This is a genomic window from Tatumella sp. JGM91, from assembly GCF_018257575.1.
In the GTDB taxonomy this organism is placed as follows: Bacteria; Pseudomonadota; Gammaproteobacteria; order Enterobacterales; family Enterobacteriaceae; genus Tatumella; species Tatumella punctata.
On sequence record NZ_JAERJP010000002.1, the window covers coordinates 189,597 to 206,075 of the forward strand.

Here is a 16,479-nt window from a genome sequence, read left to right on the forward strand (position 1 = left end):
CTGGCCTCTGTAAGTCGCGCGATCATGATAGTGCTGAAGTGACAATTTGCAATCTTCATCTGCATAAATGCAAAAAGCCGGGCAAAAACTGCCCGGCTTTTTATAAAGAAAGAAGGAGTGCTGGCTAAAAAGTCAGCTGAGGTACCCAGCCTTTGACACTGGCCAGATACTCCTTACGGGCTTGGCCGTTCAGTCCTTCCATCCTCGGCATTTGTGCCGTCAGCGGGTTGACGGCCTGGTTGTTTATCCAGATTTCAAAATGCAAATGCGGTCCGGTTGAACGTCCTGTGTTCCCGGACAGGGCAATACGGTCACCGCGTTTCACTTTCTGACCTGGTTTCACCAGCAAACGGCTCAGGTGCATATAACGGGTCATATACTGGCGGCCATGACGCAAAGCCACGTAATTCCCGGCTGCCCCGCCATTTTTCGATACCACCACTTCACCGTCACCGACAGCCAGTACCGGGGTACCTATCGGTAAGGCGAAATCGACACCGCGGTGTGGGGCAATACGTCCGGTCACCGGATTTAAGCGCCGCGGGTTAAAGTTAGAAGAAACCCGGAACTGTTTCACCGTCGGGAAACGCAGGAAACCACGTGACAACCCGGAACCACTTCGGTCATAAAACTTACCGTCATCGGCGCGGAAAGCATAATAGTCTTTACCTGCCGAACGCAGGCGTACCGCCAGTAACTGGCTTTGCATTGACTTACCGTCCAGATTTTCACGGGACATCAGTACACTGAATTTATCTCCGGCACGCAGTTTGCGAAAATCCATCTGCCATTGCAGTGCTTTAATCACCGCACTGGCCTCGGACCCGGTCAGGCCCGCTTTCTGTGCACTGGCTGAGAAACTGCCCTGCACTGATCCGCGGAGAACCGTATCTTTCCATTCCCCCTGCTGGACAGTCGGGGTCATGGTAAAGCCGCCCTGTGCCGTGCGTTGATAATTACGGGTCTCACGGCGTGAAATTTCCCAGCTCAGGGATTGCAACTCACCGTCCCCGTTCAGTGTCCAGCTCAGCGTCTGGCCAATATTCAGCCCGCGCAGAGCTTTATCACTGTCTACCAGCCCATTGATATCGGAGAGATCGATACCGTACTGGTTAAGGATACTGCTGAAAGTGTCCCCTGAGGATACGGTATATTCCCGGCCAACCGGAGTATCATTATCGGCAGCGTCATCTGACGGAATATCTTCTTCATCCGGGGCTGAAGTACTCTGATCTATAGGTTCACTGGCCGCAGGCAACATATTCCGCAGTTGTGCAGTGTCGGTTTCTATATTTCTGACTATCGATTCTGAAGCATCACCATGATGGTAAAACGGTGGCCGCCAGACAGCGGCAGCCAGCGTAATAACCGTCAGCGACCCCAGAAAAATGCGGTGGGGGCGCGGCAGGTTGTTAAATGCCAGGGCGACAGAGCGGGCAATCTGTTGCACTTAATTTTTCCTTTTTATGCTCCTTTCAGACAGCTCGCATACTGGCCGGATAACTGTGAAAGAAACGTCACATAGCTATCACGGCTGATACTGATATTCATTCCCAACGGATCAAGAGTACCTTTACGCACTGACGTCCCCCTGGCAACAGCATCGATAACGGCTGGCCTGAATTGTGGCTCAGCAAAAACGCAGACTGCTTTTTGCTCAACCAACTGTGTTCTGATTTGGTGTAATCGCTGAGCACCTGGCTGGATTTCCGGATTCACAGTAAAGTGACCCAGCGGTGACAGACCAAAATATGACTCAAAATAACCGTAAGCATCATGGAAGACAAAGTATCCTTCATGGCTTACCGGGGTCAGTTGGGCACGTATTTTCTTATCGGTCTGAACCAGCCCGGCTTTAAATGATTCCAGGTTCGCATCCAGTTTGTCTCTGCGGTTTGGCATAAGTTCCAATAATTTATCATGAATTGCAATCGCAGAAGCCTCGGCTATCTGCGGTGACAACCAGATATGCATATTATATTCACCATGAGAGTGATGGCTATCAGAGTTCTCCGCAGCTGAGGCCCCTTCCGGATGGTCATGTTGCTGATGCTCATGGTGATCGTGGTCATCCTCATCACCTTTCATCAGTTGTGAGTGAACCGCTGGCAGGGCAGCCAGTTGCAGGCTTTTATCTGCCGGCAATGCAGCCAGCTGGCGGGTCATAAATGCCTCCATCTCCGGCCCAACCCATACCACTAAGTCCGCGTTTTTAATACGTTTTACGTCTGACGGCCGCAGTGAATATTCATGCTCAGATGCACCGTCCGGCAGCACAACTTCCACCGGCGTTACTCCGTCTGCAATTGCTGCTGCAATAAAACCCAGTGGCTTTATCGAGGTAACCACGGCACTCTGCGCAGCCACTGGCAACATTCCGGCGCAGGTTAGCGCCAGCAACGCCGGAAGCCGGCGGAATTTAAAATGTAACATTTTAATTCAATCCTTCGTAATACCGTAAGAAATTGTGATATTATAACATAATACTTTTGTTGCAAACTGTAAATTCCATGACTGCATTAGTCGAGTTAGATAAAGTCTCGGTCGCTTTCGGCCACCGCGACGTATTAAGCAATATCTCCTTCTCCTTGCAACCGGGGCGCATCCTGACGCTGATGGGGCCTAACGGTGCCGGTAAATCAACCCTGGTACGCCTGGTGCTGGGTCTGCTGACGCCCGGGAAGGGACAAGTCCGGCGCTCGCCGAACCTGCGGATTGGTTACGTTCCGCAAAAACTGCATATTGACCCTGCCCTGCCACTGACTGTCGGACGCTTTATGCGGTTATCACCACAGGTAAACGCCGGTGATGTTTTACCGGCCCTTGAACGGGTACAGGCTGGTCACCTGCAGCACTACTCTCTGCAGAAACTGTCCGGGGGAGAAATGCAGCGGGTCTTACTGGCCCGTGCGCTGCTTGGCAGTCCGCAGTTGCTGGTACTGGACGAACCGACCCAGGGCGTCGATGTGAATGGCCAGGTGGCACTCTATGACCTGATCAATCAATTACGTCATGAAATGAATTGCGGAGTACTGATGGTGTCCCATGACCTGCACCTGGTGATGGCGAAAACGGATGATGTGCTTTGCCTTAACCACCATATCTGCTGCTCAGGAACACCGGAAGTTGTTTCACGTCATCCGGAATTTATTGCGATGTTCGGCCAGCGGGGTGCAGAAGAACTGGCTATTTATCGCCACCATCATAATCATCGTCATGATTTACAGGGCCGGATTGTGTTACGTAAAGGAAATACTGACTGATGCTTGAATTACTTTTACCTGGCTGGCTGGGCGGAATGTTACTGACGCTGGCAGCCGGCCCGCTGGGATCGTTTGTTGTCTGGCGCAGGATGTCTTATTTCGGTGATACCCTCGCCCATGCGTCATTGCTGGGCGTGGCTTTTGGCTTACTGCTGAATATCAACCCCTATTATGCAGTGATTGCCATTACCCTGCTGCTGGCACTGCTGCTGGTGCTGCTGGAGCACCGTCAGCAACTGGCCATTGATACCTTACTGGGCATTATGGCTCACAGTTCCCTGTCTCTGGGCCTGGTGGTTGTCAGCCTGATGTCGAATGTCCGTGTCGATTTGATGGCATACCTGTTCGGCGATTTACTGTCGGTCACGCCTGATGACCTGTGGGTAATTGGCGGAGGTGTGCTGATCGTGGTGGCAACCCTGCTCTGGCAATGGCGTCCGCTGTTGTCCATGACTATCAGTCCGGAATTGGCACAGGTTGAAGGTGTCAATATTGGCCGTTGCCGGGTACTGCTGATGCTAATCACCGCACTGACAATTGGTGTGGCAATGAAATTTGTCGGGGCGCTGATCATTACTTCTCTGTTGATCATTCCGGCCGCCACCGCACGGCGTTTTGCCAGTTCACCGGAACAAATGGCGGGGCTGGCAGTGCTCTGCGGTATGCTCGCTGTGACCGGCGGCATGGCATTTTCAGCCGTTTACGACACTCCTGCCGGTCCGTCGGTAGTGCTCGCGGCGGCAGTGTTGTTTATACTCAGCCTGCTGAAAAAGAACGCAGCATAACCCCGGCCGATACGCAGACCGGGAGACAAAGGCCAGTGCCTGTGACCTTGGTATCCCGGTATAATCAGTCCCTGTCGCGGGCTATAGCAAAATGCTGGTAGGCATGCGTGGTTGCCATACGGCCACGGGGAGTTCGCTGAATAAACCCCTGCTGGATAAGATAAGGCTCGATCACATCTTCTATGGTTTCACGCTCTTCGCCAATCGCTGCGGCCAGGTTATCCAGTCCGACAGGCCCGCCGGTAAATTTATCGATGATAGCCAGTAACAGTTTACGGTCCATATAATCAAAACCTTCACTGTCAACGTTCAGCATATCCAGTGCACTGGCGGTCACCTCACCATTCATATTGCCATCGGCGCAGACTTCTGCATAATCCCGCGCCCGGCGTAACAACCGGTTAGCAATACGCGGTGTCCCGCGCGCGCGGCGGGCAATTTCCAGCGCACCTTCTGCAGAAAGCTCCAGCCCCAGGCAGGCGGCGCTGCGTGCAACAATATGCTGCAGATCAGCGACCTGATAGAACTCCAGCCGTTGCACAATACCAAAACGGTCACGCAACGGGGATGTCAGTGACCCGGCGCGGGTGGTTGCGCCTATCAGGGTAAAAGGCGGTAAATCAATCTTAATCGAACGGGCCGCCGGTCCTTCGCCAATCATAATATCCAGCTGGTAATCTTCCATTGCCGGATATAAAACTTCCTCCACCACCGGTGACAGGCGATGGATTTCATCGATAAATAACACATCATGGGCTTCGAGATTGGTCAGCATTGCGGCCAGATCCCCTGCCTTTTCTAATACCGGGCCGGAAGTTGTGCGTAAATTAACGCCCATTTCGTTAGCCACAATATTCGCCAGCGTAGTTTTACCCAGCCCCGGCGGACCAAAAATCAGTAAATGGTCGAGGGCATCATTACGCATTTTGGCGGCTTTAATAAAGATTTCCATCTGCTCGCGGACCTGCGGTTGCCCGACATATTCATCGAGTAATTTTGGCCGGATAGCACGGTCCAGTGTCTCTTCTTCTGTCCGGGGCGCCGCAGAGATCAGACGGTCAGCTTCAATCATAAGGATCCTTATATTGCTGCACGCAATGCTTCACGGATTAACGTTTCACAGTCAGCGGCCGGCTTGCCGACTTTACTGATCATACGGCTTGCTTCCTGAGGCTTATAACCCAGCGCCACCAGTGCCGAGACAGCCTCCGCTTCCGCATCATTATTATCTGCCGGCGCAGATGACGGTGCCGACAGTTCAAAAGGTGTCTCTCCGGAGAACAGGTCGCCGTGCATCCCTTTAAACCGGTCTTTCATTTCGACGACTAAGCGTTCGGCAGTTTTTTTACCGACGCCCGGTAATTTGACCAGTGCGACAATTTCCTGCTGCTCCACGGCCTGCACAAATTGTTGTGCAGACATGCCGGATAAAATGGCCAGTGCCAGTTTCGGTCCCACACCATTAACTTTGATCAGTTCGCGAAACAGGGTTCTTTCCTGTTTGTTGTTAAAACCGAACAACAGCTGTGCGTCTTCACGGACCACGAAATGCGTAAAGATAGCGGCTTCCTGATGCAGTTCCGGTAGTTCGTAAAAACAGGTCATCGGCATATGCACTTCATAACCGACTCCGCTGGCTTCAATTAACACCAGCGGCGGCTGCTTTTCCAGTATAAGACCCCGAAGACGACCAATCACTGTACGTATCCTTTTATTTTATGAATTGCACCGATTTATAACACAAAAAAGGCTGGATGAATATCCAGCCCTGATAACAGAGTGACGGGGTACGGCCCGGACTTCAGCGCAGCCGGCCACGGGCCAGTAATAAGGCATTATCACTGACGCGCAGCGTATTCTGGCTGATATGACAATGGGTAATCGCTATCGCCAGGGCATCCGCCGCATCTGCCTGCGGATTAGCCGGTAATTTCAGCAGATTACGGACCATATGCTGTACCTGTGACTTCTCTGCCGCACCGGTACCGGTCACCGTTTGTTTGACCTGACGTGCCGCATATTCAAATACCGGCACGCCCTGATTCACCGCAGCGACAATTGCCGCCCCGCGTGCCTGGCCAAGCTTCAGCGCCGAATCGGCATTTTTAGCCATAAATACCTGTTCAATGGCGAAATAATCCGGAGCAAACTGGGTGATAATTTCACTGACGCCGGCATAAATCAGGCGTAAACGTTCAGGTAATGCCGGCGTATTGGTCCGGATACAGCCACTGCCCAGATAAGTTAACTGCCTGCCCGTCTGACGGATAACGCCATAACCGGTGATCCTTGACCCCGGGTCAATCCCCAGAATTATCGCCATAATATCCGGCCTGTGTCAGGTAGCGGAAACCGCAGATTACAGGGTTTCTGCAATCTCATCAGAAATTTCACCGTTATGGTAAACTTCCTGCACATCATCACAGTCTTCCAGCATATCGATCAGCCGTAACAGTTTTGGCGCAGTCTCCGCATCCATTTCGGCTTTGGTTGACGGGATCATTGTCACTTCAGCTGTGTCCGCTTTCAGGCCTGCGGCTTCCAGCGCATCACGGACATTGCCCAGCGCTTCCCAGGCTGTAAATACGTCAATCGCACCATCATCATAACTCATCACATCTTCAGCACCGGCTTCCAGTGCTGCTTCCATAATAGTGTCTTCGTCCTGACCCGGCGCATAACTGATCACACCTTTACGGCTGAACAGATAGGCAACTGAACCATCAGTGCCCAGGTTACCGCCGGTTTTAGTGAACGCATGACGAACCTCAGACACGGTACGGTTACGGTTGTCACTCAGACATTCAACCATAATCGCACTGCCGCCCGGACCATAACCTTCATAGATAATGGTTTCCATATTGGCATTGTCTTCGCCACCGGCACCACGGGCAATCGCACGATCCATAGTGTCACGGGTCATGTTATTGGATAATGCTTTATCCATTGCCGCGCGCAGACGCGGGTTAGAACTTGCATCCGCCCCGCCAAGCTTGGCTGCGGTTACCAGTTCACGGATAATTTTGGTGAAAATTTTCCCGCGTTTGGCATCCTGTGCCGCTTTACGGTGTTTGGTGTTAGCCCATTTACTGTGTCCGGCCATAATCAGTTTCTCACTATCTCGTTATTAGGTAATCGGGTAAAAAGCGCTCTGTACAGAGTCTGCTTATCATCCAATGACATCGCCCTGACGCATTAGCAGGCGATAAATTTTTCAATTGCGTCGCGGTTACTCCAGGATCTGGTCAGTGCCGCCGCCTGTGCCGCAGGCAGCCACTGGCTGGCCAGATGCTCGCTCAGGACGACCGGGAGTTCTTCCGGCAACGCCAGTAAAAACCAGTGCTCGCGGTTATGGGTGACCCCCGGGGCATAACGGTGCCGGTAATGCGGAAAGATTTCGAATTCAATCTGCTGATGACAATCTTCCAGCATCAACCCTTGTGCTGCAACATTAATAGCCAGCTCTTCCTGCACTTCACGGGCCGCCGCCTGACCGGGGGTTTCCCCCGGCTCCAGGCTGCCGGTCACCGACTGCCAGAATCCGGCATCATCACGGCGCTGCAGCATCAGCACTCTGCCGGTGCTCTGTGCGTATATCACCACCAGCACCGAAACAGGGTGTTTATAGTTCATTACTTGTTCTCAGGTGAGACTTTTTCTTTCTTTACCACTTTCAACGCCAGTTCTTCCAGAGCGTCCGGATTTGCCGGCCCCGGTGCATCGGTCAGCAGACAGGCGGCAGCGGTCGTTTTCGGAAACGCAATAACATCACGGATGTTATCGGTACCGGTGAGCAGCATCGCTAAGCGATCCAGACCGAATGCCAGCCCTGCATGAGGCGGCGCACCATATTTCAGAGCATCTAACAGGAAGCCAAATTTCTCCTGCTGCTGCTGCTCATCAATACCCAACAAGCTGAATACAGCCTGTTGCATCTTACCGTCATGGATACGCACCGACCCACCACCGACTTCATAACCGTTAATCACCATATCGTAAGCGTTGGCTATCGCCTCTGCCGGGGAAGCGGCCAGTTGCTGAGGCGACAGATCACGCGGTGCAGTGAACGGATGGTGCATCGCCGCCAGATGCCCTTCACCGTCATCTTCAAACATAGGGAAGTCAACCACCCACAGAGGTGCCCAGCTGTTTTCATTGGTCAAAGACAGGTCGCGGCCAACTTTAAGACGCAGTGCGCCGATAGCATCAGCAACCACACTGGCTTTGTCCGCGCCGAAGAAGATCAGGTCACCATCGGTTGCCGCAGTACGTTTAAGTATTTCTTCAATAATTTCGGCGCTCAGGAACTTAGCCACCGGGCTCTGAATGCCTTCCGGCAGTGCATCGCGCTGGTTGACCTTCATCCATGCCAGGCCTTTGGCACCGTAATTACCGACAAATTTCGTGTATTCGTCAATTTGTTTACGGGTCAGCTGAGCACCGCCAGGTACACGCAGTGCCGCAACACGGCCTGTCGGGTTATTGGCCGGGCCAGAGAATACCTGGAACTCAACCTCTTTCAGTAAGTCCGCAACATCGACCAGTTCCATCGGGTTACGTAAATCCGGTTTATCCGATCCGAAACGGCGCATCGCTTCGGCAAACGTCATCTGCGGGAAATCTCCCAAATCGACCTGGCGGATTTCCTGCCACAGTTCGCGGATCATCCGTTCCATGATCTCGCGCACTTGCGGCGCCGTCATAAAGGATGTTTCAACATCGATCTGAGTAAATTCAGGCTGACGATCGGCACGTAAGTCCTCGTCACGGAAGCATTTTACAATCTGATAATAACGGTCAAAACCGGAGATCATCAGTAACTGTTTAAACAACTGAGGTGACTGAGGTAATGCATAGAACTCACCTTTGTGCACACGGCTCGGCACCAGATAGTCGCGGGCACCTTCCGGCGTCGCTTTAGTCAGCATCGGTGTTTCGATATCCAGGAACTCATTGGCATCCATAAACCGGCGCACAAAACTGCTGATGCGGGCGCGGGTTTTAAAGCGCTGCGCCATCTCCGGACGACGCAGGTCCAGATAGCGGTATTTCAGCCGTGCTTCTTCGCTGTTGATATGGTTTGAATCCAGGGGTAACGGCTCAGAACGGTTAATGATTGTCAGGCCGGTCGCCAGCACCTCAACGTCACCAGTCGCCATCTCCGGGTTTTTATTGCGATCGTCACGGGCCCGCACAGTACCTTCAATGGTGATACAAAACTCATTCCGCAACTCAGACGCCAGCGCGAAAGCCTGCTGGTAGTCAGGGTCAAAAAACACCTGCACAATACCTTCACGGTCACGCATATCAATAAACACCAGGCTGCCGAGATCACGGCGACGATTAACCCACCCGCTGAGGGTTACCTGCTGCCCGACGTGGGACATATTGAGTTTTCCGCAATATTCTGTACGCATAACGCTATCCTTTTTTGGCCTTGCCGCAGCGGTCTGACCTTTGTCCGGAATCTTTACCGAAAATCACCGGCTGCAAAATGGGACGTATTATACTGGAAAAACGGGCACAGGATAAGTACAGCAGTGCGAAAGCGGTTGATTACTCAGCAGTCAGATCAGAAGTTTTTCGTTATTGGTACAATTTCAGGCTACCCTTAGCCGCCAGTCTCTGTATAACACTCTGCCTGAAGGATACCCAGTGACCTTACGAATCGGCTTACCCCAGTGGCAACATCCCGGCTGGAAACGTGCCGGGCTTCATACCCTGGAAGACTATGCGCAGCATTTTGATTGTGTCGAGGGTAATACCACCCTGTATGCCCTGCCGGATAACGATACCGTACTGCGCTGGCGGGGGATGACCGGCGATAATTTCCGCTTTTGTTTTAAATTTCCGGCCACCATCAGTCACGATGCCGCATTACGTGATACGGGCGATTTACTGAATGACTTTTTCCGCCGGATGGATCCGCTGTCAGAGCGGATAGCACAGTACTGGTTGCAGTTGCCGGCCCGCTTCTCCCCGCGGCAATTGCCGGAGTTATGGGCTTTTCTGCAACAACTTCCTTCAGCATTTACCTATGGCGTAGAGGTCCGGCATAACGCCTTTTTCAGTCAGCCGGAAGCAGGCCGGGCCCTGAACCGCGGGCTGGCCGACCGCGGGGTTAACCGCGTCATCCTTGATAGCCGGGCAGTACACTCTTCGGCTTCGGTCAGTGCCGCCGCGCTGGATGCTAAGGCAAAGAAACCCAAAGTTCCTGTCCATGCGGTGTGCACAGCAGAACAGCCGATGATCCGTTTTATCGGCAGCGACGACGTGGCCCATTCCGCAGAGCTGTTTGCCCGCTGGTCTGCCCGTCTGCAGGAATGGCAGTCGGCGCGGTCTCCGTTATTGTTTATCCATACCCCGGAGATGGGCGAGGTGTTTCCTTTACTGCACCGGCTATGGCCTGAATTACAGCCACTGACCGCCGGACTACCGGCACTGCCGTCATGGCCTGATCAGCAGTCACTGTTCTGAAACGCAGCGGATGAACCTGCCGCAGCCAGCCCTTACTGCCAGCACAGCGGGGGGTTTTCTGTACACTGAGCACTAAAAATATCGCTGACGGGTGCAGCCTGCGCCAGTTTCTGCGACAATAGCCGCTTTTGAGGTCCTGCGGATACTGTGATGTCTGACCGTGATATGCTTTTTTCAGCACCGATCGAAAAATTAGGTGACTGGACTTTCGATGAACGGGTTGCTGAAGTCTTCCCTGATATGATCCAACGCTCAGTGCCGGGATATTCCAACATTATTTCAATGATCGGCATGCTGGCCGAACGTTTTGTCCAGCCCGATACCCGTGTTTATGACCTTGGCTGTTCTCTGGGCGCTGCTACCCTGTCGGTGCGCCGTAATATCCGGCACCCCGGATGCGAAATTATTGCTGTCGATAACTCACCGGCCATGGTCGAACGCTGCCGCCGGCATATTGATGCTTTCCGTGCACAGACACCGGTTCAGGTCATCGAAGACGATATCCGCACGGTTGAGATTACCAATGCCTCGCTGGTGGTACTGAATTTCACCCTGCAGTTTCTGGCCCCTGCCGAACGCCAGCAGTTGCTGAACAACATTTATCAGGGTCTTAAGCCGGGCGGTGCACTGGTATTGTCAGAAAAGTTCAGTTTCGAAGATCAGCAGATGGATGAGTTACTGTTTAATATGCACCACGACTTTAAACGGGCGAATGGATACAGCGAGCTGGAAATCAGCCAGAAGCGCAGCATGCTGGAAAACGTAATGCTGACAGACAGTGTTAACACGCATAAAGCACGGCTTAATAGCGCCGGATTCCGGCACGCCGAACAATGGTTTCAGTGTTTTAATTTTGGTTCACTTGTGGCAATAAAATGATTGATTTCGGACGTTTTTATCAGCAAATCGCTACCGGCCCTCTGGCCCCGTGGCTGGAAGTTCTGCCTGCACAGTTAAGCCAGTGGCAACGCGAAAATTTACATGGCCATTTCCGTTTGTGGAAAAAAGCCATTGATCACCTGCCAGCCCTGACTCCGGGGCAATGTGACCTGCTGAATGGCGTCAGTGCCGATAGTGATAATCTGACCCCGCGTCAGCGCCAGGGCATCGAAACACTGCTCCGTCAATTAATGCCGTGGCGTAAAGGTCCCTTTGCACTGTATGGCACCCGGATTAATACGGAATGGCGTTCCGACTGGAAATGGCAGCGGGTATTACCTCATATCTCGCCACTGGCGGGCCGTACCGTTCTGGATGTCGGTTGCGGCAGTGGCTACCATATGTGGCGGATGCTCGGTGAAGGCGCTGAACTGGTGGTGGGTATTGACCCGATGCAACTGTTTCTCTGCCAGTTCGAAGCGGTACGTAAACTGCTGGGCGATGATCGCCGTGCACACCTGCTGCCGGTAGGTATTGAACAGCTTCCGGAGCTGAATGCTTTTGACACCGTATTTTCTATGGGCGTGCTTTATCACCGCCGCTCTCCCCTTGACCACCTGATGCAATTAAAAAATCAGCTGGTCAGCGGAGGGGAGCTGGTGCTGGAAACCCTGGTGGTGGAAGGTGATGAAAATACCGTACTGGTCCCCGGTGAACGTTATGCACAAATGCGTAATGTCTATTTTCTGCCATCGGCTGCTGCACTGAAACACTGGCTGCAAAAATGCGGTTTTACCGAGGTGCGTATTGTCGACCATGCGGTCACTTCAACCGAAGAACAACGCCGGACTGACTGGATGACCAGCGAATCCCTGGCTGAATTTCTTGACCCTCAGGATAATCGCCTGACGGTGGAAGGTTACCCGGCGCCGCTACGGGCGGTACTGATTGCCCGTAAACCCTGACCATCACAGCCGGCGATAATCTGCCGGCTGGATGCAGGACTATTGCATCATACTTTTCATTGCCGAGACCATTTCGCCGTCCACGATGTAACGGGTAAATTCATCATCTGCAGAGTGGGAACTCATACTGACCCCTGCTTTACGGTAGTGCATCGGTGAACTCACCGCTTTACTGGCCGAACTGTGTATTTCACGTATCCCTGCGCCGGTAAACCGGTGCAGGTTACTCAGCCGGACACCGGACCCGGCCATAATCACGGGTCCGCGACTGCGGACATTCAGTTCGCTGAGCAGGGATAATCCGTTTTCTGCGTGCTCCTGCTGGCCGGATGTCAGGATCCTCGCCACTCCCAGTTCAGTCAGTTCATCCAGCGCCCGGTAAGGATTGTGGCATAAATCAAACGCACGGTGAAAAGTGACCGCCATACCGCTACATAACTGCATTATTTCCCGCATCCGCGCTATATCAATATGCGCATGCCTGTCGAGAATCCCCACCACCACCCCGGCAAAACCCAGCTGCTTAATCAGGGCAATATCTGATGTCATCGCAGCAAATTCCCTGTCGCTGTAGCAAAAGTCTCCGCCCCTCGGGCGGACAATCGGATGAACCGGTACCGTAACCCCGTTAATCACTTGCTGTAACACCCCGGCAGAGGGTGTCAGCCCGCCTTCACGTGGTCCGGCGCAAAGCTCGATACGATCCGCACCGGCTTCAGCGGCCTGTAACGCACAATCCGCACCGTAGCAGCAGATTTCCAGTATCGCCATGGGCTCCCCTTATCAAACAGTCTGTGTTGGTAATCGTAAAAATACGGATAAAAACTCTGTTAGTTGTCCGGTTTACGCGAGCGCCAATAATGGCAGTTAATCAGCACTAAAGGGGCGACCGGAATCACACCGGCGAAGTTAAGGGGATATAAATTCAAACAAAAATAGCAGTTGTACCGCAACGGACAACGCACAGATAACCGGCGTAACCATCATAACCACAGGCAGCCAGCGTTCTCCGACTGCCGGGCAGTGACTATTTTTCGCTGGCGACAACCGCTTCAAGTGTATACGGGTGGAATTTTATCGTCGTTTTGCCGTCAGTTACCGCCAGAGTCGGGTTAGGCAGGCTGTCATGTTCTGCTGACGGGGCACTGGTTTTAAACGACATACCCGGCTGAGTCAGCCCGTGATCGGCAATCAGCGCCATCGCACGTTGCCCCAGGGTGTGCGGATCACCCGGCAGAACCACTTCAATATGTTCCCAGCCTTCATGAGGGTAATGTTTGCTGCCCGGCCACGGCAGTTCCACCACCGGGATCTGCCAGTTCAGCAGCCGCAGTGGCTGATGTAATCTGAACAGGCAGACCGGCCGCTGATTGATATCGGCACGGGAAAACATCTCTCCCAGTTCGCTTAAACCGGCAGCCCAGCGCTCTGCGGTGGCATTCTGATGGCAGCGCAGTGAAATATGGTCAGGCTGTAATTCTGCCAGCGACAATCCCAGCCGGTGAGCAAGGTTACTGAGATCACCGGCAAAGCGTTGCAGGTCATCGGCAAGATCCGGCAATAACCGGGAAAAAGTGGCAATATCAGTCATAGTGTTCCATCGGTAAAAAATCTGCGCCGCTATTTTTGCGACTCCCCCGCACCATGTAAAGCCCGCAGGGAAAAATATTCTCCGCCGGCTTCCGCGAACAGGGAGCTATCCGACTGCTGACGTTCGGCAGCCTTTCACGTATACTGCCCGACTCAATTTCGATTACTGCCCCTTACGTATTGAAAACCGGCAACCAGTGGTTGGCCGTGCACGGGGGTGTTAACAGCTTATAAAGGTAATTCGGTGAATATTCAGGCTATTCTTTCAGAAAAAATCAGTCAGGCAATGATCTCAGCTGGCGCTCCGGCCGACTGCGAAGCGCAGGTACGTCAGTCTGCCAAAGCACAGTTTGGCGACTATCAGGCCAACGGCATTATGGCTGTTGCTAAAAAAATGGGTCAGGCACCGCGACAACTGGCCGAGCAGGTGCTTAACCGCCTTGATCTGAAAGGAATTGCCAGCAAAACCGAAATTGCCGGTCCCGGCTTTATTAATATTTTCCTCGACCCGCAGTGGCTGGCTGCCCGGGCCGAACAGGCACTGGCGTCAGACAGTCTGAATATCTCGCCGGTAGCACCACAGACTATCGTGGTCGACTATTCGGCACCGAATGTGGCAAAAGAGATGCATGTGGGTCACTTGCGTTCCACGATTATCGGCGATGCTTCGGTTCGCACCCTGGAGTTTCTCGGACACAAGGTTATCCGTGCTAACCATATCGGCGACTGGGGTACCCAGTTCGGCATGTTAATTGCCTTCCTGGAGAAAAAACAACAGGAACAACAGACTGAGATCGCCCTGTCTGACCTGGAAGCCTTTTACCGTGAAGCAAAACAGCTTTATGACCAGGATGAGGCATTCGCTGCGCGGGCCCGCAGCTATGTGGTGAAATTACAGAGCGGTGACCAGTACTGTGCGCAGATGTGGAAGAAACTGGTGGATATCACCATGGCGCAGAACCAGTACAACTATGACCGTCTGAATGTCAGCCTGACACGTGACGATGTGATGGGTGAAAGCCTGTATAACTCTATGTTACCGGGCATTGTTGCTGATCTGGAACAAAAAGGCCTCGCGGTAGAAAGCGAAGGTGCCGTTGTCGTTTACCTGGATGAGTACAGGAATAAAGAAGGTGAACCTATGGGGGTGATCATCCGTAAAAAGGATGGCGGCTACCTGTACACCACCACCGATATTGCCTGTGCAAAATACCGTTATGAAACCCTGAAAGCCGATCGTGTGCTGTATTACATTGATTCACGTCAGCACCAGCACCTGATGCAGGCGTGGACTATCGTCCGTAAAGCCGGCTATGTCCCGGACAGCGTCCCGCTGGAACACCATATGTTTGGTATGATGCTGGGTAAAGACGGGCGTCCGTTTAAAACCCGTGCCGGTGGCACCATTAAACTGGCCGATCTGCTGGATGAAGCCCACGAACGTGCGCTGAAACTGGTCAGTGATAAAAATCCGGAGATGTCTGCACAGGAGCTGCAGCAGCTGGCCGAGGTTATCGGTATTGGTGCAGTAAAATATGCTGACCTGTCCAAAAGCCGTACCACGGATTATATTTTCGACTGGGACAATATGCTGGCTTTCGAAGGTAATACGGCACCTTATCTACTGTACGCTTACACCCGCGTATTATCCGTTTTCCGTAAAGCCGGAATCAGCGAACAGACAACAGAAGGCAGTATCATCCTCAGCCAGCCACGTGAAGCAGCACTGGCAACTCGCTTATTGCAGTTTGAAGAAACCATCCTGCAGGTCGCCCGCGAAGGTACGCCTCACGTAATGTGTGCTTACTTATATGAGCTGGCCGTATTGTTCTCCGGTTTCTATGAGCACTGCCCGATTCTGGCCGCTGAGGATGACGCCACCCGCCATAGCCGTCTGAAACTGGCCAGCCTGACAGCCAGAACCCTGAAATGTGGTCTGGACACCCTCGGAATTAACACCGTCGAACGTATGTGATTTTCCTGACCGGAGCCCTCCTCCGGTATGGCGGAACAGTCGCAGGACAATGCGGGCTATACTACGCTTTCCTGTTTCTGTTCTGCCAGACGTTGCGCAACAACATAGCCCTTAACAGACTAACGCACAGTATTCTGTCGCTGCCGGTAAGTGACACGAACCTCAGTGCTAACCACACGAAAACCTGCGGGGATAACCGCACTGCTTTGTATCCGGAAACGCAGATAAAACGGCCCTGTTCCGCGATCTGAGTTGAACCAGTCTCCTGCGCCCTTGCCCCCGTCCAGCGTAAAACAATCACTCCCCCGGCATAACTGAGCCTGGAATCCGGCCGGGGCCGGGTCGGTTAGCTGGTAATACCAGCCAGTGCGAAGAATATTGCCGGCGGATGGCACAACAATATTTAGCGGGCGTGTCGTCACCCAGTGGCCGCGGCGGGTCATTGCCGGGCCCGGCAGGCTGCCACTGAGCGTGATATCAGCCGCTGGCAGCCTTACGGCCACGACCAGCAGCAGCAACAGAGAACAGCGTGAGAAATACGCCAC

Annotated in this window: 17 protein-coding genes; 6 read left to right on the forward strand and 11 right to left on the reverse strand. The window is 53.1% G+C overall.

The window, feature by feature from the left end:
• Nucleotides 1-124: 124 nt before the first annotated feature.
• On the reverse strand, nucleotides 125-1,450 hold the full coding sequence (mepM, locus tag JK198_RS02415) for a murein DD-endopeptidase MepM (protein ID WP_212709252.1): 1,326 nt from the start codon (nucleotides 1,448-1,450) through the stop codon (nucleotides 125-127).
• Nucleotides 1,451-1,464: 14 nt separating this feature from the next.
• On the reverse strand, nucleotides 1,465-2,433 hold the full coding sequence (gene znuA / locus JK198_RS02420; protein ID WP_212710233.1) for a zinc ABC transporter substrate-binding protein ZnuA: 969 nt from the start codon (nucleotides 2,431-2,433) through the stop codon (nucleotides 1,465-1,467).
• Nucleotides 2,434-2,510: 77 nt separating this feature from the next.
• Between znuA and znuC the strand changes: the two genes are divergently transcribed.
• Together znuC and znuB are read left to right on the forward strand one after the other, a co-directional pair.
• On the forward strand, nucleotides 2,511-3,263 hold the full coding sequence (gene znuC, locus JK198_RS02425; protein ID WP_212710234.1) for a zinc ABC transporter ATP-binding protein ZnuC: 753 nt from the start codon (nucleotides 2,511-2,513) through the stop codon (nucleotides 3,261-3,263).
• On the forward strand, nucleotides 3,263-4,048 hold the full coding sequence (znuB, locus tag JK198_RS02430) for a zinc ABC transporter permease subunit ZnuB (protein ID WP_212709249.1): 786 nt from the start codon (nucleotides 3,263-3,265) through the stop codon (nucleotides 4,046-4,048). The genes znuC and znuB overlap by 1 nt, the downstream gene beginning before the upstream one ends.
• A gap of 64 nt (nucleotides 4,049-4,112) precedes the next feature.
• Here the strand turns inward: znuB and ruvB are convergent, their stop codons facing one another.
• From ruvB to aspS, 6 genes are all read right to left on the reverse strand, one after another.
• Complete coding sequence (gene ruvB, locus JK198_RS02435; protein ID WP_212709248.1) at nucleotides 4,113-5,120, reverse strand: Holliday junction branch migration DNA helicase RuvB; 1,008 nt, start codon at nucleotides 5,118-5,120, stop codon at nucleotides 4,113-4,115.
• Between the two features lie 8 nt (nucleotides 5,121-5,128).
• A complete protein-coding gene (gene ruvA / locus JK198_RS02440) occupies nucleotides 5,129-5,746 on the reverse strand; it encodes a Holliday junction branch migration protein RuvA (protein ID WP_212709247.1) in 618 nt (205 codons plus the stop codon).
• Nucleotides 5,747-5,849: 103 nt separating this feature from the next.
• Nucleotides 5,850-6,371, reverse strand: a complete 522-nt coding sequence (gene ruvC, locus JK198_RS02445; RefSeq protein WP_212709246.1) for a crossover junction endodeoxyribonuclease RuvC — start codon at nucleotides 6,369-6,371, stop codon at nucleotides 5,850-5,852.
• Between the two features lie 36 nt (nucleotides 6,372-6,407).
• The gene (locus tag JK198_RS02450) at nucleotides 6,408-7,151 is read right to left on the reverse strand and encodes a YebC/PmpR family DNA-binding transcriptional regulator (RefSeq protein WP_212709245.1); all 744 of its coding nucleotides are present in this window, start codon (nucleotides 7,149-7,151) and stop codon (nucleotides 6,408-6,410) included.
• 92 nt (nucleotides 7,152-7,243) lie between these two features.
• Nucleotides 7,244-7,681, reverse strand: coding sequence for a dihydroneopterin triphosphate diphosphatase (gene nudB / locus JK198_RS02455; protein WP_212709244.1), 438 nt, complete (start codon nucleotides 7,679-7,681; stop codon nucleotides 7,244-7,246).
• Entirely contained in the window at nucleotides 7,681-9,465 is a 1,785-nt protein-coding gene (aspS, locus tag JK198_RS02460) for an aspartate--tRNA ligase (RefSeq protein ID WP_212709243.1), read from the reverse strand. The genes nudB and aspS overlap by 1 nt, the downstream gene beginning before the upstream one ends.
• A gap of 238 nt (nucleotides 9,466-9,703) precedes the next feature.
• On the opposite strand from aspS, the gene JK198_RS02465 reads away from it, so the two are divergent.
• The 3 genes from JK198_RS02465 to cmoB all read left to right on the forward strand — a co-directional run bounded on the left by JK198_RS02465 (nucleotide 9,704) and on the right by cmoB (nucleotide 12,369).
• Nucleotides 9,704-10,525 carry a DUF72 domain-containing protein gene (locus JK198_RS02465; RefSeq protein WP_212709242.1) on the forward strand — a complete coding sequence of 274 codons (822 nt, stop codon included), beginning with the start codon at nucleotides 9,704-9,706 and terminating at the stop codon, nucleotides 10,523-10,525.
• A 150-nt stretch (nucleotides 10,526-10,675) separates the two neighbouring features.
• Entirely contained in the window at nucleotides 10,676-11,404 is a 729-nt protein-coding gene (cmoA, locus tag JK198_RS02470) for a carboxy-S-adenosyl-L-methionine synthase CmoA (RefSeq protein WP_212709241.1), read from the forward strand.
• Nucleotides 11,401-12,369, forward strand: a complete 969-nt coding sequence (gene cmoB, locus JK198_RS02475) for a tRNA 5-methoxyuridine(34)/uridine 5-oxyacetic acid(34) synthase CmoB (RefSeq protein WP_212710235.1) — start codon at nucleotides 11,401-11,403, stop codon at nucleotides 12,367-12,369. Before cmoA ends, cmoB begins: the two co-directional genes overlap by 4 nt.
• A gap of 39 nt (nucleotides 12,370-12,408) precedes the next feature.
• Here the strand turns inward: cmoB and cutC are convergent, their stop codons facing one another.
• Both cutC and JK198_RS02485 read right to left on the reverse strand, forming a co-directional pair.
• Nucleotides 12,409-13,140 carry a copper homeostasis protein CutC gene (gene cutC, locus JK198_RS02480; protein WP_212709239.1) on the reverse strand — a complete coding sequence of 244 codons (732 nt, stop codon included), beginning with the start codon at nucleotides 13,138-13,140 and terminating at the stop codon, nucleotides 12,409-12,411.
• A gap of 256 nt (nucleotides 13,141-13,396) precedes the next feature.
• The gene (locus tag JK198_RS02485; RefSeq protein ID WP_212709238.1) at nucleotides 13,397-13,960 is read right to left on the reverse strand and encodes a VOC family protein; all 564 of its coding nucleotides are present in this window, start codon (nucleotides 13,958-13,960) and stop codon (nucleotides 13,397-13,399) included.
• A gap of 243 nt (nucleotides 13,961-14,203) precedes the next feature.
• On the opposite strand from JK198_RS02485, the gene argS reads away from it, so the two are divergent.
• Nucleotides 14,204-15,934, forward strand: a complete 1,731-nt coding sequence (gene argS / locus JK198_RS02490; RefSeq protein WP_212709237.1) for an arginine--tRNA ligase — start codon at nucleotides 14,204-14,206, stop codon at nucleotides 15,932-15,934.
• 119 nt (nucleotides 15,935-16,053) lie between these two features.
• Here argS and JK198_RS02495 read toward each other — a convergent pair whose 3' ends face one another.
• Nucleotides 16,054-16,479: a flagellar protein FlhE gene (locus JK198_RS02495; RefSeq protein WP_212709236.1), complete on the reverse strand. Its 426-nt coding sequence runs from the start codon at nucleotides 16,477-16,479 to the stop codon at nucleotides 16,054-16,056.